The sequence below is a fragment of the Psychrobacillus sp. FSL K6-1464 genome (assembly GCF_038003145.1).
GTDB lineage: Bacteria > Bacillota > Bacilli > Bacillales_A > Planococcaceae > Psychrobacillus > Psychrobacillus psychrotolerans.
Genome location: NZ_JBBOOP010000001.1, coordinates 829,010 through 852,244, shown reverse-complemented (window position 1 = coordinate 852,244; position 23,235 = coordinate 829,010). Strand labels below are relative to the sequence as shown.

Here is a 23,235-nt window from a genome sequence, read left to right as displayed (position 1 = left end):
TATTACAGTTCTTTACCCCCATTGTTATAGTCATAATCATTTTCTACATTTATTTTAAATTATATGGAAATGTTTAGGGCTAACAATTTGGGTTATATAATAAAAGAGTAGGTTTAAACACCTGGAAAGGAGCCAACTAGATGAAAACCACCAAATTTAAAGTACTTACATCTACATTTCTAACTTCGGCATTACTGCTAGGAGCTTGTGGAGACAACAATGATGAGGTAGAAGAAAACGAACTAAATGAATCAGAAGTTCAAAAACAAGAAGAAGTAACAACAGAAGAGGATAGTGTTGTAGAAACTCCTGAAGAGGAGCCAAAAGAAGTAGCATTCGAAACGTTTAATCTAAAAATAGATACTGCTGATACAAAAGAGGCGGTAGTTGCTCAATACAGTAAAGAACCGAAAGACTCTCTTTACTCCAATGAACTCGATGCTGCTGATATCAAAGGAGAAGAAGCCAAGGAACTTCTTCATTCTGTTTTAGGCGAGCTACAACTAAACAAAGATATGGCAGATGAAGATGTCATTCAAAGAGTCACACTTGCCTTTGGTATTGAAGAATATAAAAATTTTAACTTAGAGATTGCTTATAATGGTGAAAAGGAAGTTAAAACCTATACAGATTCTAAAAAATAACCTTATTAGCCAAGTTGGATCTTTTCAACTTGGTTTTATTTTGTCAATTTATTAGAAATTGTTTAACAGATTTAGAGATTGAGTATGAAGATGGACTATAAATAAAGGAAAGGCCAAGTTAGAATTACTATCTAACTCGGCCTTTCCTATCTAAATGGATTAATTAATCTTCTAATTTAGCGCATAATACCCCAAATGCAGTTCCTAATATTGCACCTGCCATTACTTCTACTGGTTGATGTCCAAGAAGTTCTTTTAATTCGCCTTCTCGTTGAACATATTCAAAACTTGGAAAATTCCCTGAAATTGCTGCAATATTATCTTCCAAATCGTTTACTAATTGTGCAATTTCCCCTGTATGTCTTCGAATTCCCTGCGCATCATACATAACAATTGCCCCGAAAACAACAGCAAGAGCAGTTTCTGTATGTCGAGTTCCCTTATTGGCAGCAACATAGGATGCTAATGCTGCGACACCTGCAGAGTGAGAACTTGGCATTCCCCCTGTAGTAAACGCCTGTTTCAAATCCCAATTGCCCGTCAATTTCTTATGTGTTAATACCTTCAAACCCTGTGCTAGCCCTATTGCCGATAAAGCAGTTATAATTCCTCTATTCATTTTGGTCATTTTTCTCCTCCACCATTTCAAAATAATATGTATTTTCTTCTTTACGATACCCTTTTCCGTTTGTATTAATCATTAATCATTACCGGAGAGAAAATATAGTCACCCTTTACTATAGTCTGTCCAATTTTTATAGGCACTCTACTAGAAAATATGGGACCATCCACTACAACCGTGTGAAATTCTCCATTTTCTCCACAAGCATCAATTCCTAGAGCTTCCAATTGTACTATCAACTCTTTTGAAAACTTCCTACCAACAAACTCAGCTGGCATCATTGTAGTGTTCACTACTACAATCCAGGCTTCAAATCCTGCATCTATCAAATCTACAATAATTTTATGGCGTGGTTCTTTCCATAAGGGATGAACCGCAACTATATCCGATTTTGCACATGTATTTTGAACCCATTCTAAGTGCCCATCAAGATCAATATCTCCAAACACGCCATGAGTAATTCCTTCAGCGTGACATTCGTCCATTGCTTCGGTAAATAGTCCCTCATAGGAACTCCAGCTTGCTTCTTTTATAGATAATGGTATTCCTAACCGTTCTGCCTGAGCTGTCACTACTTCAAATGGTAGTGCATGAGATTTAGAAATTTCTCCTTCTTCTTCGAACATGGTCAGTAACCTCTTCGGTTTCATCCCCATTTTCATTGCCCGATAATAGGCCATCGCAGAATCCTTCCCTCCCGACCAAGAACAAACAAATGGAACATCCTTCATTTTTAGCACATCCTTTCCTACCTCCTCTCATTGTAAGCTATTTTGCAAATGAAGAGTATAATCCGCTGCTTCAATCACATACTAATAGAAAAAAGTAAAAGGAGTACATTTTCTATTGCTTACAAATCCCCTCTCATTCATACAAAATAAATTAGTCAAATTAGGAATAATCCTATTAATACTTGCTACTCTCGATGCTTTCTTTACCGATTTTGGTATTCAAAGTCATCATATTACAGAAGCAAATCCTATTATGCGGAACCTATATGAAGGTAACTTAATAGGCTTTTATCTGATAAAAATTGCTCTTCCTATTTTACTAATAGGTATTGTTTCCAAATTAAAATCGAGACCATTTATAGTAGTTTTATTGAATGTTGCTATTTTTCTCTATGTAAGTGTGTTATTCCTTCATTTTTTTTGGTTAACGCTTGCTTTTATAGAAATGTAAATCCAGCAACTAATTTGCTGCTGGATTCTTTTTCGCACTCTTTTCCTGCTGCTCCCAACGTTTTAACAATGGGAAAGGATCATAAGCCCATTCTGTACGTCCGTTAAATTTATACATTCCATAATGTAAATGTGGTGGGAATTTGCCAGAGGTCCCCTCCCGACCATAACCCGAGCTTCCGACATAGCCGATAACGGTTCCTGGCTCCAAAATATCTCCTTCTTTTAATTCCTTTGCATAGCCTGATAAGTGAGCATAGTAATGATAAGTATTATTTACATCACGAATTCCAACACGCCAGCCACCATAATCATTCCAACCTTTTGTTTCTACAATTCCATAAGTTGTGGACTTCACAGGTACACCATAGGAAGCGAACAAATCGGTTCCTTCGTGCATCCGTCGTCCGCCCCAGCCTCTTCTGTCACCCCAAGTACTGCGGTAACTGTAATTATGCTGAAGTGCCAGTGGAAATGCACGTCCATCTAGGTCTACCGTATTATAATGCTTATAAATTTCAGCATTTGTCATAATTTGTTTAACTGCTTCATCTCGAGTGTAATAGTCCTTCAGAGTTTTTTCAAAATCTTCTTCTGTTACGACACGCTCGCTTAAATAATTAGTTAATGTAAACATCACATCATCATCGTGTTTAAGATCAGCAAAGCCATCATTATTCCCATCAAGTCCACTACCATCAAAAAAAGTGATGGATGTACTATTCCGATCATCTCTTATAGGATTCAATAATCCAACCCAAAAGTCATCGGAAAATTGAAACGCAACAACTCCCTCTCGTTTTGGGAGATCACTGCGAACTTCTTGTAAATTGCGTTCGTATTGGTCAATTGCAGCCAAGTAATACCACGGGAGCATCTCACTTGAATACTTTATATAGTAGTCCATGCGCATTTCCAAAATTTCTTCACGCGTCGGCTCTTTCTCCGCGGCCGAAACATTAATCGATATTAAAAAGGAAAGCACACAAACAAAAAAACCTAGCCTCAGCCCTATTTTCAAAGCAATACCTCCTCATTCATGATTCAAATAGCTTTCCCTAGAAAAAACATTTCATGAATTACATTTTTTAAGTAAAAAGGAGAATAATAAAAACGACTGTATAAACAGTCGTTTTTATTAAAGCTTAGGTCCAACAGCTAGACAAAACATTCTACATTCATTTCATACATGCATTCATAAAGGCTTGAAATATTGTACACGAACTAGCATCCCCTTTTGTTAACAAGCTCTCCGGATGCCACTGTATTCCCATAACAAATGGGTGCTTCGTACTTTCAAAAGCTTCAATTACGCCATCACTAGCAACACCACTGACGATAAAACCTGTTGGCATATTTCTAAGTGCCTGATGATGATAACTGTTCACCTTAAATTTTTCCATTCCAACTATTTTGCGTAACAAAGATTCCTCCGTCACTTCAACAAAATGAGAGCCATGCCAATTTGGAGCCTGCTGATCATGCTGTAGTAATGGTCCATCCTTTTGAGAATAAATATCCTGATACATATCCCCGCCCATCGCAATACTCATAATTTGGGCTCCACGACAAATTCCTAAAACAGGTTTATTTAACTCTAGCATTTTTTGAACAAGTGCCATTTCAAATAGATCTCGCTCTGGAACAATATTACCTAGACCCGGAAGTGGCTCTTCTCCAAATAATGTCGGGTCAATATCTCCACCACCAGTTAGTAAAAGACCATTAATTGTATTTGCGATTTCTGTAATTTCATCTCCTACTAAATTTGGTAACACAATTGGAACTCCTCCAAATTGTGTTATTGCACGCACATTACTCATTGGAACTGATAGCAAATCCTCTTTTATATTTGACGACACACCAATTACAGCTTTTATACCAAACACTCCTCCTGGTGGAATATATAATGATTGTATGCTTGTGATACGAGTATCTTTCACTCACTTTTGCTAAATAGAGTCTAGGAACCTATTTAGCATTTATTTTTATTAATGCCTCCTCTATTAGGCTAGGGAGGTATTCTTTAAGCTCCCTAAACTCATATCCTTGCCGCTCAGCTTTTTCATTGCTGATCAACCAAGTTTTAGAAATATTGTAGGGTGAATCACTCTCTTTTTTCTTATCTGCTACTACTATCGCTGTTTTGCCAACCTTTTCCTCTATATAGGCAAGCAATTTTCCTATTTTCACATTTCCGTTAGATGTCGCATTAATCGGACCTTCAAAATCGGATTGCCCAACCCAAGCTAAGAAATCGCCAGCCTCTTCCTCTGATATAAAATCCATGGCAGCTTCTAAGTTGACCAAATGAATATCCGCTTGATCTCGAACTTTTTTAATATAATAATTGAGTCTATCCGTATAGTCGTTTATACCAATTACAATAGGAAATCTTACAGCGACAACCGGGAAAGGTGCACGACTGAAAAATGCTGCTTCTGCCTGTCTTTTTCCTTCACCATACGAAAAATCTTCTTTTGGCCCAATATTTAAGTTGTATTCAAATGGATTGAAATCCTCTTCTATAAATCCTTGTTCTCCACCACCTAGTTCATAAACGGATTTAGAAGAAGTGAATACATACTTTTTCGTTTTACCGGCAAACACATCGATTGTATCAATCGCTTCTTGAGATGAATAACATATTTGATCGAATACGATATCCCAATCCGTATGTACAAAATTCTTCTGCATATCACCCACATCGAGACGATCAACTTTAATACGACTTACTTTATCTCCAAACGGATCTTCCACATTACCACGCGAGGCAATGGTCACTTCAACTCCCTGTTGCAACAAAGATTCGACTAACTGCACACCAAAAAACCTTGTTCCACCTAATACTAAAGCTTTGGTCATATATAAATCCCCCTATAATAATATTCTCTCTACTATCCCATTTCCACTACCCATTAGTCAATATGAGAATATTTAGATTTCAATTATCATAAAAAAATACCAGTCTCAGAGTTAATTGACTCAAAGACTGGTAAAAAGCGATACCTTATTTAAATAATAGGAGGATGAATAGGAAGATATAGACTATCTGACATTGTACTATTTGCGACAGATTCTACTTTGTCTACATTCAAGTTAATTGAAATAGAAACTACTATGATAGCTAAAACTACGAAAGCTTTCTTCATAAAGATTCACCTCCTTAAAGTTTAAAATAAACTGCTTTATCAAATTTACCCTCTTCCTTGTAAAAATCAGAAAGGAGGTTTGAAAAAAGTTTATACGCATCAGCACAACGCCCATCAGTAGAAATATACGGCAATAACTTCTTCTCTAAATAATCCATGGCTTTGGACTTTTTGTTATCTAAGAGTATTAAATAAAAGGTTGCGTACATTCCATAATGGTGAACCTTAAGTTTACTAGCTTCTTCTTTTAATAATGCAAAATTACCTTTGCTCGCATCCCAATTTTGTAGTTGGTATTCTGTTTGTCCAAGATTGAAAAGACATAATAGAAAATCTTCCGTATCTCTTAGCATTCTTGTTTGGCTCTTCTTAAAATAGGCATTTGCTATAGAATAATTCCCCATTATGTAATGTAAATCTCCAATATTATGATAAACCTGAGGAAGTAAAGAATCATAATTAAATATTTCAGCGTTTCTTAGTAAGTGTCCATATGTTTCTAGTGCTTTGTCATAGACCTTTACACGTGAATAATTCATCGAAAGCGATAACAACGTGTAAAGAATTCTTTTAAAGTTAATTTGTTCTTTAAAATATTCCAAAGCTTTTTCTCCGTAAATTATTGCTTGATTTGATTCCTCCAAGTGGCCTTTAACTACCGCAATATGGTAAAGAACCTCTCCTTTAAAAACACCTAGATTAATATTTTGTCGAATAATTTTCATTAGATTCTTATCAGCTTCCGTATATTTACCTCTTGTTACTAAAGATATCGAATGGAAATAGGAAAGTAAATACCTCTCATGTTGGGAAAAATTCTGTTTCTGAACATGTAACCATTTATATTGTTTCTCTGCTTCCTTTAGCTCATTCATAGATAGAAAGTACCTAAACTTATATAGTTCATACAAGTACATAAAGTCTGTAAAAATAATAAAGTCCTTAAAATTTTCTAATTGTTTATAAGCTAGAGGTAACTTTTCTAAGTCATAATATTGAAGGTAAGAAACAAATTCATCGAGTAGGTATTGAATATTGCGTTCCCCTTTTTCCACTTCTTTTATATCAATTTTTAAGCGTTCTAGTAATAATTGAATTGTTTCAGCATTTCCTTCTCTAAAATTATTCTCAATTTTACTTAGATGCGTGATTGAACAAATCCCCTCGCAGAGTTTAGCTTGGGTCATTTTTTTCTTCGTGCGATGATATTTGATCAATGGTCCTATTTTCATATAATCACATTCTTTCTAGTTTTCTTATAATACTATAGTAGTTTAAATTTTCCCAATAAACAAAATTACTTTTGTATGCTAGTTTTAAATTGCACTACAAAAAAATCGAAAAGGAGTTTTGGAGAAATGAACAAAGCAAAATTATTATTACTAAGCGCAGCATTAATCGGGTCATTAACAATACCACTGCAAGGTACTTCATTAGTAAACGCAACTTCTTCCGAATTAATCGATTCTGCTAAAGGATCAGAGACATTTCGAGTTTATGTTGAAAGTAATAATAAATCTACAAAAAATAATATAAAAAATCAATACCAAGTTCGTTGGGAGTTAACTGAGAATGGTTTCTCCACTAATATGAACCAAAATCAATATGAAGCACTTCAAAAAAACAAAAATATAACCGTAACAAAAATTGACAAAGTAACACTTGATGCAGATGTACGTTCTTCTGAATTCGAAACAATGGCAGGTGAATATCCAACCGAGCAAACCCCTTGGGGAATAAAAGCTATTTATAATAATTCAAGTTTAACGGCTACTTCTGGTGGAGCAGGTATTAATATTGCGGTTTTAGATACTGGAGTAAATATTAATCATTATGACTTAACTAATACAGTGGAACAATGTAAAAACTTTACTACCGCTACTCCAATTGTCAATAATAGCTGCAATGATGCAAATGGACATGGTACGCATGTTGCTGGCACTGCCCTTGCAGATGGTGGGAGTGATGGAGCAGGAATTTACGGAGTAGCACCAAGTGCTGACTTATGGGCTTATAAAGTTCTAGGAGATGATGGATCGGGATATTCAGATGATATCGCTGCAGCAATTAGACATGCAGCCGATCAAGCCGTTTCTACGGGAACAAAAACAGTTATTAATATGTCTCTTGGCTCTTCTGCTAGTAATAGTTTAATAACAAGTGCCGTAAATTACGCTTATAACAAAGGAGTATTAATAATTGCAGCTGCAGGAAATTCAGGTCCTTCCCAAGGATCAATAGGTTATCCAGGAGCCTTAGTAAATGCTGTGGCTGTAGCAGCTCTAGAAAATCGTCAACAAAACGGTACATACCGGGTTGCTGATTTCTCCTCACGCGGATATAGCTCCACTGACGGAGACTATGTAATTCAACAAGGAGATATAGAAATTTCAGCTCCTGGAGCATCTATATATTCTACTTGGAATAATGGTGGATATAATACAATAAGCGGAACATCAATGGCCACTCCCCATGTAGCTGGACTGGCAGCAAAGGTATGGTCCCAAAACCCCTCTTGGTCCCATACACAACTCCGCACAAATTTACAAACCCGTGCGAGAGCAGTAGATATTAAAGGAGGTAGCGGCGCAGCAACTGGCGACGACTATGCTTCTGGTTTCGGTTTCGCAAGAGTGCAATAACTAACAAAAGAGGCTTATTCCACTGTTTCGCCCACGGGACAAGTGGAATAAGCCTCTTTTATTTATATAGTTATGACAAAATATTCTACAGAATTACATCCTATGTTGAATGATTTATATATATTTACCAAATACACCGTAGCCAAAATAGACAGTTAGTACTGATAAAGCTGCAAATACGACATATTCAACTGTACCACCAGTTCTCGTAGTTACAGGAAATCGAACCGTTATCTTAAGTGGGTACAATAATTTAATACCATTTTTTGTTGCCATATCAAGTATGTAATGACTTGCCATCCCAACAAGAAAACCAAGTATGATGGAATCATTGTTAATAAAACCATTCAAAAGAAATGCCATTAATACTAAAAATAGTAAACTGTGTGTGAATGAACGATGCCCGAAAAGCGTGTTAATCACCTTTGATAATACTTTAAATTTGCGACCGATTTTACTACCTCCGTGACATATGTCCGGGAAGATTGCCCCAACAACGCCTGCTCCAACTAATAATACCGGATCATAATTTGAAACTTGGGCAAAAGCAAGACTTGCTGCAAGACCGCCGATGATGTGTGTGTTTCCTGTCATGCTTTTATTCTCCTTTTTATGTATGTAGACAATTATTTTACACTATTATGAGGATAAACGTTATCGGGCATTTGTACTGCCATTGAATATAAAAACAAACGAAAATGAAATAAATAGTAAAAGGATTGAGCATGAAAAAATTTGGGTATATATAAAGAAAGGGAGTGATGATTTATGGCAAACGGAAATAAAAGATCTCTGATAATAGGAGCAGCTACTGCGCTAGCAGCAGTATATTTCACAAACAAAAACAATAAAGCTCAATTAAAAACAGCAGTAAAAAATTCGAAAACGAAGATCGATTCGATGATGTCTTCTAAGAACACAAAACCTAGTCAGGCGACTAAGACAGGTTACTCTGATCCAAACGACCCAGATGATAATCGTATGGTGGAAGAGGGAGCAATGACAAGCGTCCAATATTATAACGAAAACGTACAGGATGCTAACTCAAAAGCTGAGGCAAAACAAGCATTTCCTAAGTCACAACATAAAAAATTAGCTAAAAAAGAAGAGTCATTACCAGAAGATAATAATGATTCACCAGCAAAACAGGAAAATGCAGCACACTTATAAAATTAGAAATATAAATAAACACCAGTGTCTCTCTTAGGCACTGGTGTTTATTTATATTGTATATAGTTAATGATCAACATCATTTTAACATTCAATCCTTTACTAACTCAATAACAGCCTGAATCTCAATACCATTTAAACCTTGAGTAGCAAGACGGTCTGCTTCTCCATTCATTTTCCTTGGCACCAACTCATATTCTGCTTGTATGCCAAGCTTCGATAGTTTTCCTTCAATTCGGTCTGCCCACCCAGTTAAATCCTGCTCAATTACTGGCCATTCACCATTTAAATGATTAATCACAACCTGTGAATCACCTATAAATCGAACAGGCAAATGATGAACTCCTAGCAAATCCAATTCCTGTAAACCTAAATGCATAGCAGCGTACTCCGCCTCATTATTCGATTCCAAACCCGTCGTAGCAGCATTTCTTCTAAGTCTATAAGACTTGCCATTTTGTTCATAATAAATAACACAACCTAGCCCCGAACTTTTCGTATCCCGATCATATCCCCCATCAAAATAAACCGTGACATTATGTGGCTCCGTCTCAATACCTTTCAAATACCCCTTCAATTCCTTTACTGTCCACGAACTATCAAACCTATCCACAAAAGTAACTTGCTTTAGTCGACCGGTACGCTCCATATCTTCGGCAAATAACAATGCTTGCGCTGCGGGCACTTCCTCTGAAAAGAAATCCATCTCCGCTCCTCGCTTCGTTTTGTAAATCCACTCTATTCTCACTTTCATTGAGCATTCCTCCTAATAGCATTAGTATCACCATTTTATATCCATTTATGATGCTTCTTCTACAAAGTGAAAGCTTAAGAAAATGACCGATATTCTTGTTAAGGAAAAATTTTAAATAAAAGTTGTTGAAACTAATTATAGATTACTTAAGAAAATATCCATTTATGCATATCCTACAGATTTTTTTCAATTTATCTAGTATATTTGAAATGTAAAAAGGATTTTAAACACGAATAGTTAAGCAATTAGTACTCATTTGTAAAATGATCTTTTAGTAACGAATGTGTGTAATATTCTTTTGGAAATGGGGGAAATCACTCTACCAATAGAAACTTTATGAGAATCAATCCAAGACTCCCAGTCTACCGTAAAAATTGCTTTTTATTTTGATTAATTGCTTGAATGTAAAAAGGCAAATTTTGAAACTCGAAGAAGAACAGTGCTTGTTGATACACTTCTTTGATTTCATCTATAGGAGCCGCTTTCTTTTCTAAACATTGGCCTTTGTAGTATAGGAATTTTCCAGTTAGGAACATAAAGGAACTTTCCTTTGACCTTTGGATTCCTTGATTTGCTGTATTTAGAGCTTCATCGTATTCTTTGAGATCATAAAGGATTTTACATTTATTAAATAAAACAGTTATTAGAGTTTTATATATTTTATAATCACTGTAGTTTTTGTGGATGTGCTCTTTTAATATTTTATTGTAATAAAATAAACACTTCTGACTCTCACCATTTTCACCGTAGACGTTAGCAATAGTATTATTAATTTTTATTTGCAAAAATCTGAACTGGATAGTGGTTGGATTTGAATAGTTTAAAATACTTTTTAAGTTAACTATACATTCTTCTGGTGAAATATTTTTTAAATAATATCTAGCAGTATTTAAAATATAATCACAGTATAAATCTAACCAAATATTATCTTTATCAATTTGATTTGAATTAATAATCGATATTATTTTTTGATAATTATGCTCTTTTAAGTGAAACTCAATAGCATTTATTAGTTCTTCACTTTTAAAAACGTTTTTATGAAATAGCATTTCAATAAAGTATTCTACTGGGACTTGTAGTTTTAAAGCTATTTTCAATAATGTATCTATTGCTGGGTATACTTCACCAGCTTCAATTCTACTAATTGTTGACTGTGTACAAATATCCTTTGAGAGCTCTTTTTGGGAAATACCCGCCTCAGCTCTCAGTTTACTAATCTCTAAGCCTAAATATTTCATTTCCAACAGAATCACCCCATATCATATAAAAAAGGACGGAAAAAAACATGAAAAAATTATCTATTATCTTATTAATCGTATTAGCAGTTGCACTTTATCCAAATGGTAACAATGAAGAGGCAAAATCATTTAAACAACCAATTACTACTTATGACTTACCTTTCACAAACTAATGATGACACGTCCAATAAGATTGTTATGATAAAGTCTTATTGGACTTCTCTTTCAAAACCAAATCATATATAAGGAGAAAACCCAATGCAGCCTAAAGCGAATCTTGAACAGAATCCCTCGTCTATTAAGCATAGCGCAGTTAATAAAAATAATCATCAAAAAAATAGCAAGTCTCAGTTAAATAACGTTGAAAGAACAAACAGCAATCAAGTATTTGCATCATCGCTGAGTGGCCTGGAATTGGACCTTATATATGCAATACATAGAAACGAGTTTGAATTGTATTACCAACCTAAAGTGAATACGAAAGAAAATGTTATTATTGGAGCCGAGGCACTTATTAGATGGAATCATCCTAAATTAGGGTTAAGATCGCCCAATGATTTTATTCCGTTGGCTGAAAAAATAGGTTTTATTAATGATATTGGCAAATGGGTTAAGAAAACTGCATGTGCTCAAAATAAAGCATGGCAAGATGCGAAACTTCCTGCTATTCCAGTGTCTATCAACTTATCTGCCTCACGCTTCATGGAGACAGATTTAGTTAACAGTACTAGGGAAACACTGGAGCAAACTAAGCTTGAAGCTCGTTATTTAGAGATAGAGATTACCGAAACTTCTATTATGAGAAACGAGGAAATTGTATTCTCCCAATTAGATGCGTTAAAAAAGTTAGGGATTAAAATTGCTTTAGATGACTTTGGAACTGGCTACTCTTCGTTATCCCATTTGCATAATTTTAATGGAAAAATTGACATATTAAAAATTGATCGTTCTTTTATTAAAGATTTGAGTAACACTAAGCAAGAAGATGCAAATTTTATCGTACATATGATTCTGCAATTATCAAATCACTTAAACATGGATGTAATCGCAGAAGGCGTTGAAACTATGGAGCAATTGAAGGTTCTACAAAACTATAATTGCAACACAGTTCAGGGTTATTTGTTTTCCAAACCAGTACCCGCAAATCAGTTTGCCGAGTTATTGAAGAAACAGAGGATAGAACCTATTTATTGAAATATCTACAAAAGGTTCCCCACATTAAGTAGGAAACCTCTTTTTTATGCTTCTAGTTCAAGTAATAATATAGTTTCTCTAAAATAAACTTAAAGCGTTACACCCTGGGGATGTTTCCCAAAGTAGACTCTCTTTTCCTCAAATGTACGTCTAGCTTAACATAAGCACTGCCTTCATTCTTTTTTTCTATCATGTCGATTAGGTGAGTAGTTGCGAGTTTCCCTAATTCATAGATCGGTTGTTCAATCGTACTTATTTCGGGATCTACCATTTGAGTTAACTGAATGCCATCAAATCCAATGATTGCTATATCTTGTGGCACTCGGATATTCATTAACTTTAACGTTTTTAATGCCCCGATAGCCATAAGATCGTTTCCGAAAAAAATCCCATCACAATCTCCGTGGTTATTCATTAATTCTTTTGTGAGTTTTTGGCCGCTTTCTAAAGAGAAGTCACCTTCATAAATACACTCTTCCTGAAGGGGCAGATACTTTTTCATCGCTTCTCGGTAGCCTTTCACTCTCTCTAAGGATGATGGATAGGCGCTTGGTCCACTTATATGAGCAATCTTCTGGCAACCCACCTCTATTAAATGCGCTACTGCAAGTTTAGCCCCATCGCTATTATTTACTCCAAACGAGTTATCTTCATCATCTTCTGCTCCGCGGTCAATACGAACAAAAGGTAGGTTCATATTCTCCATTCCTTTTAATACCTCACCGTTAAATTGAAAGGATCCCAATATCAAACCATCTATAAATCGACTTTCAAGGCTCCTCCAAAATCCAGTGGAATGAAGCAACTCTTCCTCTGTATTAATTAAAAATAAACTATATCCTCTTCTTCTTGCAACACCCTCAATAGCGACTACTAACTCGGGAAAGAATGGATTAGTAATATCAGGGATAATTAAGGCAATAGTATTCGTTTTCCCCTTAGATAGACTTCTAGCAACTTCATTTGGCTTATAATCCAGTCGCTCCATGACATCTTTAATTTTCTTTTCTGATTGCTCGCTTAAATATCCTTTACCGTTCAGATATCTAGATATAGTTGCGATGGACAAACCTGATTCTCTTGCTACATCTCTAATCGTTACGTTTTTCTTCACAAAACTCAAACTCCCTGCCAAGTTATGATGAAAAGGTTCAGAGAAAAGTCGTGAATGACTTCGACATCTCCAAACCTTTAGTTTTCATCCTATTTCCTTTACATGAAACGAAAGGATATCCGTTTCCCCCTTATCCAGAGAACCAATACCAATCATTCCTGAGGTAATTTTGTCATCCTCAAATTCTATAAGCTCCTCATTATCAATTGAAAATCGGATACTTGTTCCTTGATACTCAACCTTAAAACAATATTTTTTACCGTTTTCCCAGCTAAATGGAACAGTGATTAAGCGTTCATAACCAAAATCATTGAAAATAAGGGATACTTTACCTTCTCCATCAAATCCGACTAAATAATGTCGTTGAATCCCCTGTGCTCTAAAAATCATTTGGTGACTACTCCCACTGATTGGATTAATCTCAGTTTCAATAATGGCATCCCTTGTATAGTAATTACCTGTATAGCTCGAACAATTACCTTCTGATATACAGGTCATCTTATCTCCAACTAATGACCACTTACCATTATGATGGGCAAATGGAGTGATACTTAGAAATTCAACAAATTGTTTGGAAAAGTCTATACTATATTCAGCTTTTCCAAAGATGTGGAAATTTTTTAAATAGAGTGCCCCGAATGCACGGTTAAGGGATTCGGAAGGACTCTCGAGAATATATCCAATTTCATCTATCAATGCGCCATTTGTATCTGGAATAGTGAATTTTATGCTGTTCCTTTGTTGATTTTCAAGTTCTATTTTATCTAATACCATGCATTCCTTTGTAAAGGTATTACGAATATATGGAGTAATAAAAATCCCCGACCCTTGCCATTTGTCTAGATAAATTTCAACAGCTACTTGCTGTCCACTATAAGCTTTTGGAGCAAAAGTTGGTTTGTATTTTTCATCATTAAATTCCTCACGGCGATAGAAAGGCTTATAAAATATTTTACTTTGACTGTCTCCATACATCCGATCAAAAATAACCTCCAGTGATCCTTGTCCAACTTTATCACTGTGCTTTATAAACGCTTTAAAAGGATTATCCGATTTAAAGCCATGTGTGGATCCTGGAAGTGCAAAGTCAAAGAACACTTCCCCATTTTTTACTTTGTTCTGTATTTTTTCGGGTGGGGTCTCGCCTGCCATTTTATATCCTAATAGCGCCAGTTCTGCTGAGAATGTTGGGATATCAACAATATTTAAGTAACCTGATACACTGGAAGCAACAATACTATCATTGACTGGACTTCTATAATGAGCAGGAATATCATCAATTCCACCATACACTCCAATAATCGTCCCTACATTTCCTGCATTACAATCTGTATCCCATGCACACATTGTTGCAATTTCAATAGTTCTTGCAAAATCTCCATTCCCGTAAAGAAGTGCTAATATACATACTCCTGCATTCGGTATAATGTGACATATTCCAGGATATCTATCATATCCCCATTCATCTTCTAAGTAGTTGCGACATTCACGAAAGTCATCTGGCTTCTGAAGATGGAATGCCATTACTGCATTTACTACTTTTGCATAAGTGGACTCCCCTGGAATTACCGATAATCCTGTGTCTATTATTTCTTGAACGGACTTCGCAGTGAAAGCTTTAGAAATACAAGCAGCTATAAATCTTGCACCATAAAGACCTTCTTTATCATGAGACACACTAGCAGCCACTTCTGCAAAATGAGCTGCTTTTTTAAAATCGCCTGGATATATTAATCCCCAACTATCAATGAGAATCTGGCCACCAATTTGTTCCGCTAAGACAATTCCATTTTGTTTTACTGAGCCTGATTGAGGAGCCGGAATCCCGTTTTTTAGATTGAGATAGGCATTATGCTCTGTACTTATACCTTCTCCACCCCACCAAATCATCCCAATGTTTTCTCTACAATAGTTCAACCACGACTTCCCTACATCTTCTGCCGTCACTTCCCTATCCTTCGCATCATCATAGAGAGAGCGGATAAAGAATATAGGACCGTTCGCATCATCATCTGCTGAAAACATATGATAATCCTTTACGTAACCTCTAATATCGCCATAAACTTCTTGTATTTTTTCGAATGTCCATTCTGTAGGTTCTAACGGTGCACCAAGTCTAATTCCAACGTTCATTCCCAAGAATCCCGCATACACCTTTTCCAAATAATTTTCATGTAACACGTGATTCACTCCAATTCCGGTTATTACGATTTAAAGATACTCATTCTTTTTTGATTAAGAGCAATATCCTCTTTTATAATTATTTCAGCGACCTCAGCAAATTGCTCCGCTAAAGAAATGAAATTTGTTTTGTTTGTTTCTTCTAATAGCCTTATATCTTCTTTTTTAATAACATCTACACCATACATTGCTCCGAGTATGACGCCTGTCATTACCCCAATGGAATCTGTATCTCTACCAGAGTTAATACCATCAAAGATAGAGGTGTAGAAATCTCCATCGTTTAACACGATAAAGGCAAGTGCCATTGGAAGCTCTTCAATGGAAAATAGCCTGCTTGGAGTATAGTGATTGGATGGAACACCGATTTTCTCAAACTTTCGATGGACGTCATCCTTCATTGGTGAATACTTTTCCATTTTTTTATGCAATAGTTCAATGACTTCATCCATGTCAGCATTTTTCATGCGTAACTCTTTTGCGGCATCTGTTAAATCCTTAATAGCTTCCTTCGTTCCATCTTTTGCGAGAGATAAAGCGGTTTCAATTATCTCGTCAATGGTGGTATTGGCTTCAAAGGCTTTTGCAACACAGGCGGCTAATACTCCAGCCGCCTCCAGACCATAACTACTTTGGTGTCCCATGGCGAATAATATTGCTTCATCATATGCAGCCTTAGGATTACCTGCATTGACTATACCAATAGGTGCTATATACATAGCTGCACCACAGTTAACCATATTGCCAATACCACCTTCTCTTGGTTCACAGTTTGCTAGCACATGCCGTATAAAGATATTCTTTTCTGGATAGAACAGTCGATCCATAATCATTGCTTCTTTCCCCAGTTCAGGAATGTATTGCTTTTTATATGCAATTTCCTTGACGAATTCATCCCCCATATCATATGCATCTAGATGTCGTTTTTTTGTTAAATACACCTGTATCAATGCATTTGTCATGAGGGTATCATCTGTAATTGTTCCATTCCCCCTCATTCTTCCTAGTCTTTCCTCTTCAGGGATATCCGCTTTATACCATTTTGTTTCAAGGGATTCTACCCGACCATACTGCACTTTTATTTCCTGATAGTTTAATTTTTCTATTGTTGCTCCCATCGCATCACCAAGTGCCGTTGATAGGAGGACTCCCTTTACTCGATTTTGAAAAGAAACCATTTATATTACCCCTTACTTGATTGTTTCGTTGGCATATTCTGTAATTTCATCTCCGCCAGCTTCATTCCACTGTTTTACATACTTATCGAATTCGCTAACTGGTCGTTTTCCAGTAATAACATCTGCAGAAAAGTCTTTATAAATATTTTCCATCGCATCCCATTTAGAAACAAACTCTTCAGGAATTATGAAACTGTTGTCAGGATTATAGAATTCATTTGCAAGATCTCTCGAATTTTGTGCAGGCTCACTTAATAATGGAGTGACAAGTGGTTTTTCTAATTCAAAAGCTTCTGGTTCCCAGAATCTTGCGTACCATTCATTGTAGTATTTCTCTGTTAATTCAATACCGGAATCAGTTATGTTAAAATGCTCACCTTCGAAACCAAGACGATCAAGTTTTTGCCCTTCTGGACTAGCTAAATAATCTAATACTGCAAAAGCCACATCTTTGCTCTTAGATTGAGATGAAATTGCTAAGCCACGAGATTCTTTCGTAATATCTGTAGCAGTAAAACCTTGGAATTCTCCTTTTGCTGGTGGAAGTACTACAACCTCAGCATCTGCACCATTTACTTGTGTCATTTTGCCATTATAGATATCAATAATTTTTCCGTTTGTACCAGTAATAACAGCTGCATCACCATCATAAAAAGCTTCTTCTTTTGTATCCCATTGCTTCGTTAAATACTGTGGATCTAATAATCCTTCTTTGTATAATTGGTTATAAAATGTTAATTTAGCCTTCTCTTGTTCAGAAACCTTTGAATTTATAAACTTTCCATCCTGTTCCAACCAAGTTTGGTTTAAACCAAATGCCATTTTAAAAACGGTATCCAGTTCCGCAATATCTCCAGCTACCGTTACAGCATAAGCTGGTTTACCACCGTCTGCATTTTGAACAACTTCTTTAAAAAATGCATGGTAATTTTCGATGGTTGGGTCTGCCATTAATGCATCTGAACTAGCTGCCTTCTCGAACCAGTCCTTACGAATAACAGGTGTCTTTGAATCTAATGGCTTAATCCATAGTAGGTATGGATAATTTTTTAATCTTTCTTCATTATGAGGTAGCAAAGTATCCTTAATATACTCTGACTTCTCAATGTATGGAGTTAAATCCTCGAGTAGATCTTGATTAGCAATTTGTTGATCTCCACCTTGGAAATAGATCAAGTCTGGAATCTCTCCACTCATTAACAGTAGATTTAACTTCTCTGCATAGTTACCTTGAGGCATTTCAACCAATTCAAACTTCACATTTAAATCTTTATCTTCTTTTAAAGCCTTTTCTAAATTAGAAAAGTACTTAACTGCTACTGGATTAGATGGTCCTTCATCCTTGAATACAACTTTCAGATTAACTACGCCATCTTTATCGACAGTTGCTTCACTTGCATCATCTGAATCGTTAGAACAAGCCGCTACAAAAATCATGACAAAAACTAGAACTAATAAAAGCATCTTCTTCATTTTAATTCCCCCTTTGATTTGGTATTGCAGTTAAATGCTAATAAGTATCTTAATCTTTTACCCCTCCTTCAAGTGTTCCTTTCGCATAATATTTAAGAATAAACGGATAGAAAACAAGCAATGGGACGATGGAAATAATAATTGTTCCTGCTTGTAAAGAACCAAAGTCTAGTGCCTGCACCTGCTCATAAGATAGAAGATTCTGTGCCCCTAAGAGAGTCGTATTATCTCTCTCTACAACAAATTGTCTTATGACTACTTGCAATGGCCATTTATTAGGATCGGTTAAGTAAATCGTCGCTCGGAAATATTCGTTCCAATGATAAACTCCATAAAATAACCCCAATGTAGCCAAGCCGGGTTTAGAAAGTGGTAACATAATTCGAGTAAAGATTCGAAAATGACCTGCTCCATCAATTCGTGCAGCCTCTAAAATACCATCAGGAACTTCTTCAAAGAATCGCATCAGGATAAACAAGTAAAAAATATTAATTGTTTTATAGAGTAATAGAGAAGCATAGGTGTCTAAAAGTCCTAGGTCTTTTACTAATAGATACTCCGGAATTAGACCGGGTTCAAAAACCATTATGACGATTAAAAAGAGAATAACCACGCGTTTCCCAACAAAGTCTGTCCTTGCTAAAACATACGCAGCTAAAGCTGTTAAAAATAGATTTAGGGCAGTACCGACAATCGTCAGAAACAAACTATTAAATATACTTCTTACGATAAGTGGGTTTGAAAACAACACCTCGTAATTGATAAACGAAAATCCTTTAGGAATAATATCCAATCCGCTAAGCTTATGCACTTGTAAAGGGTCCGAGAAGGACATCGCCATCAAATTTAGGATAGGAACCAGTACCATAAATGATAAGACTAACAATACCGTACTAATGATAAACTGGGACCAAGTAAACCGCTTAACAAAACGTCGCATCACTTACCACACTCCTTTCCCCGTCAACCTTTTCGATATAAAGTGAGTACTTAGTATTAAAATAACACCAATTACCCCTTTAAAAAGACTGGCTGCCGTTGCATAAGCATATTGTCCATTTAGAATCCCAATACGATACACATACGTATCTAAAATATCTATTTTACTAATAGTAGAATCATTAATCATATTGAATACTTGGTCAAAACCTGCATTAAGGAAGAAACCTAAATTTAATATGAAAACGACTACTACTGTACTTAGCAATTGTGGAAATGTTATAAAACGCATCTGTTGAAAAGTAGAAGCACCATCTATACGCGCTGCTTCATATAAAGAAGGACTGATTTTCATAATAGCTGCGAGATAAATGATTGAATCCCATCCTGCACTTCGCCACATTTCCGAAAATACAAGCACCCATCGGATATGATCTTTACTTGTCATATAATCGAGTGTTGGCAGTTGAAAAAAATTCCTGATAACATTTATACCACCTGCATCAGGGCTTAATAAGCTAATCCATACCCCTGCAATTACCACCCATGATAAGAAATGAGGCAAATAAATGACAGATTGAACATATTTTCTAAAAGGACCATTTCTAAGTTCGTTAATCATCAATGAAAGAACGATCGGAATTGGGAAAAAGAAAATAATTTTCATAGAGCTGATAATAATCGTGTTTTGTAATACATCAAAAAAAGCTGGAGAGCTGAATAATACTTTAAAGTGCTTCAAACCGACCCAAATATTATCCCCAATAACACGGTAATCCTGAAAAGCGAGCTTCATGCCGATAATAGGAATCACATTAAAAATGACAAAGTATAATATAGCCGGAAAGAGCATTAAGTAAATGACCCAGTCTTTTTTAATTTTGTGGAATATCCCTTTCTGTGTCATGGATTCGCTCCTCTTTAATAATTTGATCTACATCTTGTTTACGTGGCATTCCAGCTTGTGCACCTTTTTTTTGAACAGACAAAGCTGCAGCAATATTTCCAAAATCGATACATTCACTTAATTCTTTACCATTAGCTATTGCAACAGCAAATGCACCACAAAAAGTATCTCCAGCACCAGTTGTATCTACGGCCTTTACGACATGGGCTGGTATATGTACTATACGGTTCCCATCAAAGAATTTAACTCCATCTTGCCCACAAGTAATCATTAGTTTATTAGGAAACTTGGTTAGTGCATCCTCCATACTAATAACTGGCTGATCCAGTACCTCTTGGTATTCATATTCATTTGGAGTTAAGTAAGTAATTTTATCTATAATATCTTGTTTTATCAGTTGAGCTGGAGCCGGATTTACTATGATTATCTTTTGATGCTCATAGAGAATTGGTATAAGATAGTCAATTGTTTCCATTGGGATTTCTAGTTGGAATATAAAAATATCATGCTTCAAAATCTGTTCTAAACAATTCTCTACATATTTCTTGTTTGTATAGCTATTCGCACCAGGAATGACAATGATTCGGTTTTCAGAGTTACTAATCTCAACAAAGGCTGCTCCTGTATGCGCATTATTCTCAAATTGAAGAAAAGAAGTGACTATATTCTCTTGTATAAAGGTATCCTTTGCAAAATAGCCATTATCATCTTTGCCGACAGAGCCAAAAAATGAAACTTGTGCTCCTAAACGAGATGCTGCTACTGCTTGATTTGCGCCTTTTCCTCCGAGTGCCCTAAAAAAGTTATTTCCAATTATCGTTTGACCTGTCTTTGGGAGCTCGTCAGCCTCAACAAAGTAATCACTATTTATACTGCCGATCACTGCAATTTTTTTCATATGTCTAACACCCTAATCTATTAGTATGTTCATCAACGGTGCATGTTGCTGTGCGCCATATACATCTCTTTCTCCAACAGTTCCGGAAGAAACTTCCCTGAGAATTGTTATCTTTATGCCCATCGCGGGATCAAAGAAAACAATATGACGTACATCACTTTCTATTACGTTATAAAGCTCGCAAATCAGTTCCGTAGTAATTTTGTTTGAGTTTTTAACCCTCAGATATTTTTCAGAACTATCAAATAAAATATCCATTGTCAGTTCAAATGGACCTGAATTTTTACTCCTTAATACCTTTGCTATATCAAATAATTTCTCCATTTGTACCCACCCTATCTATATTCAATTCGGAACGGATTATTTACTATTTCCATTAAGTGATATACAGAAAACTCGTAAACGGCGCCGAACTCAATGTCGCTTGGTGCAAAAGGAAAAGCAAGATTCCCTGCTGTAGATTTTCTTTTTTCATGAGGGAAGTGCAAAAAAGTTGATCTTGCGGTAGAACAAATGCTATTTGCAAGCTCTTGATCTTTTGCAATTACTTCTATTACTAAGCCTATTTCATGACCACTGAATACTTCTTTTTCCTTGTCTCCAAGTACTGCATTCATTCCATAATTGTAAAAGTTCACTTGGTAATAATTGCTTGGAACTTCGTCATAATATTCGCTTACTTGTTGTTTCACTCTGGCTTCAATATCATCAATATTTTCCAATAAAATCGGATCTCTTATTCCTGCTAATACAAAAGTACGGTAAGCAACTTTTCGAGCTCCTTCTAGCTTGATAAAGTACTGACTTTCAGGTATATACTTACTATTAAAAACTTCTACAACTCCACCTTCTAATTCTTTGAACTCACATTGTTCAAGGTTCAAAGTGAAACCAGGTCCATGCAGAATATATGGATGCTCTTTCTCATAAAAAGTGTGTGCGGCCACACTAATTGATGTACATCTACGTTTTGGATTTAATGACTTCACTTTAAAAGAAGTATCACCGATGATGCCTAAAATACTATCCTTCGTCGTTCCAGGCTCTGCGCAAAGAGCTCCACATTCCAATATTTTACCGAGATGATAGGAAAGCCCTGGGTCCTTTCCATGGAATATTCCTATTGCAGCAAATGGAGATGGATCATAGGCTCTTCCGCAAACGATAATATCTGCTCCTTCTTGAAGAGCTTCCAGAATAGGTTCATGCCCCATCTGCGCTACAATCCCATTGGTCTCGAGAATCACCTCTTCCGTTAAAGGTGGGATATTAGGGCTTAGTGGTTTTATTTTCCCTTGCACATTTGAATCTATTACTAAATCATTCGCAATATCTGCCCATACGATAGCTATTTTCACTTGGAGGTTTAATTCTTGTAAAATTTCCTCGATGATTTCCATCGTCCAATTCACATGAACCTGTGCTCCTGCTCCACCTGCCGAACCAATGATAATCGGTATTTTTTTCGGAATTCCATTTTCTAATATAATCATTAAATCCTTTTTGGCAGCACGCCTACTAACAATGGAAACACCCGCCCCGAGTTTATGGGGTCCTGCATCTGTAGAACCTGCATCCACCACAATTCCGTGTGGTTCCTCTTCTATTCCTAGTAGAAATGATTCCTCTGGGAAACCATATCCCAACATCCCACATGGAGATAAAATTTTAATATCATTGCCCATCCCGTCACCCCTCATATTTACTTATAAATGTATCTATTTTAAATTGTAAGAATAATCATGGAACCGGTTACATATTGTGTTAAAAAAATATTCAACCGGTTTTTCGAATTTATGAAACCGGTTACAAGTATGATAATTCAAAATACTCTTATAGTCAACAACATTTTTTACGCTTGTTCCCTGTGCATTAAACTATTCTGATAATTAACTATCTCTTCTCTTCGAAGTGTTATAGTTGCTCCTTTAAAGACAGAAGTTAGTCC

General features: G+C 35.9%; 25 protein-coding genes. 6 read left to right on the top strand and 19 right to left on the bottom strand.

The genetic code is table 11. The annotated features are described in order from the left end of the window. Positions 1 to 140: 140 nt before the first annotated feature. Positions 141 to 644, top strand: coding sequence for a YusW family protein (locus MKX39_RS04110; protein WP_340768454.1), 504 nt, complete (start codon positions 141 to 143; stop codon positions 642 to 644). A gap of 163 nt (positions 645 to 807) precedes the next feature. On the opposite strand, the gene MKX39_RS04105 is transcribed toward MKX39_RS04110, so the two are convergent. Beyond that, positions 808 to 1,272, bottom strand: coding sequence for a divergent PAP2 family protein (locus tag MKX39_RS04105; protein ID WP_340768453.1), 465 nt, complete (start codon positions 1,270 to 1,272; stop codon positions 808 to 810). Between the two features lie 65 nt (positions 1,273 to 1,337). Further along, positions 1,338 to 1,997 carry a Dph6-related ATP pyrophosphatase gene (locus MKX39_RS04100; RefSeq protein ID WP_340771334.1) on the bottom strand — a complete coding sequence of 220 codons (660 nt, stop codon included), beginning with the start codon at positions 1,995 to 1,997 and terminating at the stop codon, positions 1,338 to 1,340. A gap of 115 nt (positions 1,998 to 2,112) precedes the next feature. Here MKX39_RS04100 and MKX39_RS04095 point away from each other — a divergent pair, with 115 nt between their 5' ends. Next, on the top strand, positions 2,113 to 2,448 hold the full coding sequence (locus MKX39_RS04095) for a DUF5658 family protein (RefSeq protein WP_093537205.1): 336 nt from the start codon (positions 2,113 to 2,115) through the stop codon (positions 2,446 to 2,448). A gap of 9 nt (positions 2,449 to 2,457) precedes the next feature. On the opposite strand, the gene MKX39_RS04090 is transcribed toward MKX39_RS04095, so the two are convergent. From MKX39_RS04090 to MKX39_RS04070, 5 genes are all read right to left on the bottom strand, one after another. After that, positions 2,458 to 3,468, bottom strand: a complete 1,011-nt coding sequence (locus tag MKX39_RS04090) for a M23 family metallopeptidase (protein ID WP_445678016.1) — start codon at positions 3,466 to 3,468, stop codon at positions 2,458 to 2,460. 157 nt (positions 3,469 to 3,625) lie between these two features. Next, positions 3,626 to 4,327: a gamma-glutamyl-gamma-aminobutyrate hydrolase family protein gene (locus tag MKX39_RS04085; RefSeq protein ID WP_340771329.1), complete on the bottom strand. Its 702-nt coding sequence runs from the start codon at positions 4,325 to 4,327 to the stop codon at positions 3,626 to 3,628. A gap of 91 nt (positions 4,328 to 4,418) precedes the next feature. Continuing rightward, positions 4,419 to 5,312 carry an NAD-dependent epimerase/dehydratase family protein gene (locus tag MKX39_RS04080; RefSeq protein ID WP_340768451.1) on the bottom strand — a complete coding sequence of 298 codons (894 nt, stop codon included), beginning with the start codon at positions 5,310 to 5,312 and terminating at the stop codon, positions 4,419 to 4,421. A 149-nt stretch (positions 5,313 to 5,461) separates the two neighbouring features. Continuing rightward, on the bottom strand, positions 5,462 to 5,599 hold the full coding sequence (locus tag MKX39_RS04075; RefSeq protein WP_175496261.1) for a hypothetical protein: 138 nt from the start codon (positions 5,597 to 5,599) through the stop codon (positions 5,462 to 5,464). Between the two features lie 14 nt (positions 5,600 to 5,613). Beyond that, positions 5,614 to 6,831: a helix-turn-helix domain-containing protein gene (locus MKX39_RS04070; protein ID WP_340768449.1), complete on the bottom strand. Its 1,218-nt coding sequence runs from the start codon at positions 6,829 to 6,831 to the stop codon at positions 5,614 to 5,616. 126 nt (positions 6,832 to 6,957) lie between these two features. On the opposite strand from MKX39_RS04070, the gene MKX39_RS04065 reads away from it, so the two are divergent. Then, positions 6,958 to 8,241, top strand: coding sequence for a S8 family serine peptidase (locus MKX39_RS04065; protein WP_340768447.1), 1,284 nt, complete (start codon positions 6,958 to 6,960; stop codon positions 8,239 to 8,241). A 114-nt stretch (positions 8,242 to 8,355) separates the two neighbouring features. On the opposite strand, the gene MKX39_RS04060 is transcribed toward MKX39_RS04065, so the two are convergent. Beyond that, positions 8,356 to 8,835, bottom strand: a complete 480-nt coding sequence (locus tag MKX39_RS04060; protein ID WP_340768445.1) for a metal-dependent hydrolase — start codon at positions 8,833 to 8,835, stop codon at positions 8,356 to 8,358. A 174-nt stretch (positions 8,836 to 9,009) separates the two neighbouring features. On the opposite strand from MKX39_RS04060, the gene MKX39_RS04055 reads away from it, so the two are divergent. After that, positions 9,010 to 9,411, top strand: a complete 402-nt coding sequence (locus tag MKX39_RS04055; RefSeq protein WP_093537200.1) for a hypothetical protein — start codon at positions 9,010 to 9,012, stop codon at positions 9,409 to 9,411. A 91-nt stretch (positions 9,412 to 9,502) separates the two neighbouring features. On the opposite strand, the gene MKX39_RS04050 is transcribed toward MKX39_RS04055, so the two are convergent. Both MKX39_RS04050 and MKX39_RS04045 read right to left on the bottom strand, forming a co-directional pair. Beyond that, on the bottom strand, positions 9,503 to 10,165 hold the full coding sequence (locus tag MKX39_RS04050; RefSeq protein ID WP_340768443.1) for a ribonuclease H family protein: 663 nt from the start codon (positions 10,163 to 10,165) through the stop codon (positions 9,503 to 9,505). Between the two features lie 362 nt (positions 10,166 to 10,527). Further along, positions 10,528 to 11,403 carry a helix-turn-helix domain-containing protein gene (locus MKX39_RS04045; RefSeq protein ID WP_340771327.1) on the bottom strand — a complete coding sequence of 292 codons (876 nt, stop codon included), beginning with the start codon at positions 11,401 to 11,403 and terminating at the stop codon, positions 10,528 to 10,530. Positions 11,404 to 11,450: 47 nt separating this feature from the next. Between MKX39_RS04045 and MKX39_RS04040 the strand changes: the two genes are divergently transcribed. Then, positions 11,451 to 11,576 (top strand): hypothetical protein, encoded by a 126-nt coding sequence (locus MKX39_RS04040; RefSeq protein WP_340768442.1) that lies wholly within the window; start codon positions 11,451 to 11,453, stop codon positions 11,574 to 11,576. 85 nt (positions 11,577 to 11,661) lie between these two features. Further along, the gene (locus tag MKX39_RS04035; protein WP_340768441.1) at positions 11,662 to 12,597 is read left to right on the top strand and encodes a putative bifunctional diguanylate cyclase/phosphodiesterase; all 936 of its coding nucleotides are present in this window, start codon (positions 11,662 to 11,664) and stop codon (positions 12,595 to 12,597) included. A 97-nt stretch (positions 12,598 to 12,694) separates the two neighbouring features. On the opposite strand, the gene MKX39_RS04030 is transcribed toward MKX39_RS04035, so the two are convergent. From MKX39_RS04030 to MKX39_RS03990, 9 genes are all read right to left on the bottom strand, one after another. Further along, positions 12,695 to 13,711: a LacI family DNA-binding transcriptional regulator gene (locus MKX39_RS04030; protein ID WP_340768440.1), complete on the bottom strand. Its 1,017-nt coding sequence runs from the start codon at positions 13,709 to 13,711 to the stop codon at positions 12,695 to 12,697. Between the two features lie 84 nt (positions 13,712 to 13,795). Next, positions 13,796 to 15,892 carry an ADP-ribosylglycohydrolase family protein gene (locus MKX39_RS04025; RefSeq protein WP_340768439.1) on the bottom strand — a complete coding sequence of 699 codons (2,097 nt, stop codon included), beginning with the start codon at positions 15,890 to 15,892 and terminating at the stop codon, positions 13,796 to 13,798. A 23-nt stretch (positions 15,893 to 15,915) separates the two neighbouring features. Continuing rightward, positions 15,916 to 17,070, bottom strand: a complete 1,155-nt coding sequence (locus MKX39_RS04020; protein WP_340768438.1) for an ADP-ribosylglycohydrolase family protein — start codon at positions 17,068 to 17,070, stop codon at positions 15,916 to 15,918. A 12-nt stretch (positions 17,071 to 17,082) separates the two neighbouring features. Further along, a complete protein-coding gene (locus tag MKX39_RS04015) occupies positions 17,083 to 18,543 on the bottom strand; it encodes an extracellular solute-binding protein (protein ID WP_340768437.1) in 1,461 nt (486 codons plus the stop codon). A 49-nt stretch (positions 18,544 to 18,592) separates the two neighbouring features. Next, complete coding sequence (locus MKX39_RS04010; RefSeq protein ID WP_340771326.1) at positions 18,593 to 19,483, bottom strand: carbohydrate ABC transporter permease; 891 nt, start codon at positions 19,481 to 19,483, stop codon at positions 18,593 to 18,595. A 3-nt stretch (positions 19,484 to 19,486) separates the two neighbouring features. Next, on the bottom strand, positions 19,487 to 20,389 hold the full coding sequence (locus MKX39_RS04005) for an ABC transporter permease (RefSeq protein ID WP_340768435.1): 903 nt from the start codon (positions 20,387 to 20,389) through the stop codon (positions 19,487 to 19,489). After that, a complete protein-coding gene (rbsK, locus tag MKX39_RS04000; RefSeq protein WP_340768432.1) occupies positions 20,358 to 21,287 on the bottom strand; it encodes a ribokinase in 930 nt (309 codons plus the stop codon). Before rbsK ends, MKX39_RS04005 begins: the two co-directional genes overlap by 32 nt. A gap of 12 nt (positions 21,288 to 21,299) precedes the next feature. Beyond that, positions 21,300 to 21,611: a DUF4387 domain-containing protein gene (locus MKX39_RS03995; RefSeq protein ID WP_340768431.1), complete on the bottom strand. Its 312-nt coding sequence runs from the start codon at positions 21,609 to 21,611 to the stop codon at positions 21,300 to 21,302. Between the two features lie 11 nt (positions 21,612 to 21,622). Continuing rightward, the gene (locus tag MKX39_RS03990; protein ID WP_340768430.1) at positions 21,623 to 22,972 is read right to left on the bottom strand and encodes an acyclic terpene utilization AtuA family protein; all 1,350 of its coding nucleotides are present in this window, start codon (positions 22,970 to 22,972) and stop codon (positions 21,623 to 21,625) included. Positions 22,973 to 23,235 lie beyond the last annotated feature (263 nt).

Excerpts from the sequence above, each read along its gene's own strand:
- MKX39_RS04040 (WP_340768442.1), top strand. The coding sequence starts at position 11,451 with ATGAAAAAATTATCTATTATCTTATTAATCGTATTAGCAGTTGCACTT.
- MKX39_RS04070 (WP_340768449.1), bottom strand. The coding sequence starts at position 6,831 with ATGAAAATAGGACCATTGATCAAATATCATCGCACGAAGAAAAAAATG.
- MKX39_RS04105 (WP_340768453.1), bottom strand. The coding sequence starts at position 1,272 with ATGACCAAAATGAATAGAGGAATTATAACTGCTTTATCGGCAATAGGG.
- MKX39_RS04035 (WP_340768441.1), top strand. The coding sequence starts at position 11,662 with ATGCAGCCTAAAGCGAATCTTGAACAGAATCCCTCGTCTATTAAGCAT.
- MKX39_RS04100 (WP_340771334.1), bottom strand. The coding sequence starts at position 1,997 with ATGAAGGATGTTCCATTTGTTTGTTCTTGGTCGGGAGGGAAGGATTCT.
- MKX39_RS04045 (WP_340771327.1), bottom strand. The coding sequence starts at position 11,403 with ATGAAATATTTAGGCTTAGAGATTAGTAAACTGAGAGCTGAGGCGGGT.
- MKX39_RS04055 (WP_093537200.1), top strand. The coding sequence starts at position 9,010 with ATGGCAAACGGAAATAAAAGATCTCTGATAATAGGAGCAGCTACTGCG.
- MKX39_RS04080 (WP_340768451.1), bottom strand. The coding sequence starts at position 5,312 with ATGACCAAAGCTTTAGTATTAGGTGGAACAAGGTTTTTTGGTGTGCAG.
- MKX39_RS04015 (WP_340768437.1), bottom strand. The coding sequence starts at position 18,543 with ATGAAGAAGATGCTTTTATTAGTTCTAGTTTTTGTCATGATTTTTGTA.
- MKX39_RS04065 (WP_340768447.1), top strand. The coding sequence starts at position 6,958 with ATGAACAAAGCAAAATTATTATTACTAAGCGCAGCATTAATCGGGTCA.
- MKX39_RS04020 (WP_340768438.1), bottom strand. The coding sequence starts at position 17,070 with ATGGTTTCTTTTCAAAATCGAGTAAAGGGAGTCCTCCTATCAACGGCA.
- MKX39_RS04005 (WP_340768435.1), bottom strand. The coding sequence starts at position 20,389 with ATGACACAGAAAGGGATATTCCACAAAATTAAAAAAGACTGGGTCATT.
- MKX39_RS04075 (WP_175496261.1), bottom strand. The coding sequence starts at position 5,599 with ATGAAGAAAGCTTTCGTAGTTTTAGCTATCATAGTAGTTTCTATTTCA.
- MKX39_RS03995 (WP_340768431.1), bottom strand. The coding sequence starts at position 21,611 with ATGGAGAAATTATTTGATATAGCAAAGGTATTAAGGAGTAAAAATTCA.
- MKX39_RS04110 (WP_340768454.1), top strand. The coding sequence starts at position 141 with ATGAAAACCACCAAATTTAAAGTACTTACATCTACATTTCTAACTTCG.
- MKX39_RS04050 (WP_340768443.1), bottom strand. The coding sequence starts at position 10,165 with ATGAAAGTGAGAATAGAGTGGATTTACAAAACGAAGCGAGGAGCGGAG.
- MKX39_RS04010 (WP_340771326.1), bottom strand. The coding sequence starts at position 19,483 with ATGCGACGTTTTGTTAAGCGGTTTACTTGGTCCCAGTTTATCATTAGT.
- MKX39_RS04060 (WP_340768445.1), bottom strand. The coding sequence starts at position 8,835 with ATGACAGGAAACACACACATCATCGGCGGTCTTGCAGCAAGTCTTGCT.
- MKX39_RS03990 (WP_340768430.1), bottom strand. The coding sequence starts at position 22,972 with ATGGGCAATGATATTAAAATTTTATCTCCATGTGGGATGTTGGGATAT.
- rbsK (WP_340768432.1), bottom strand. The coding sequence starts at position 21,287 with ATGAAAAAAATTGCAGTGATCGGCAGTATAAATAGTGATTACTTTGTT.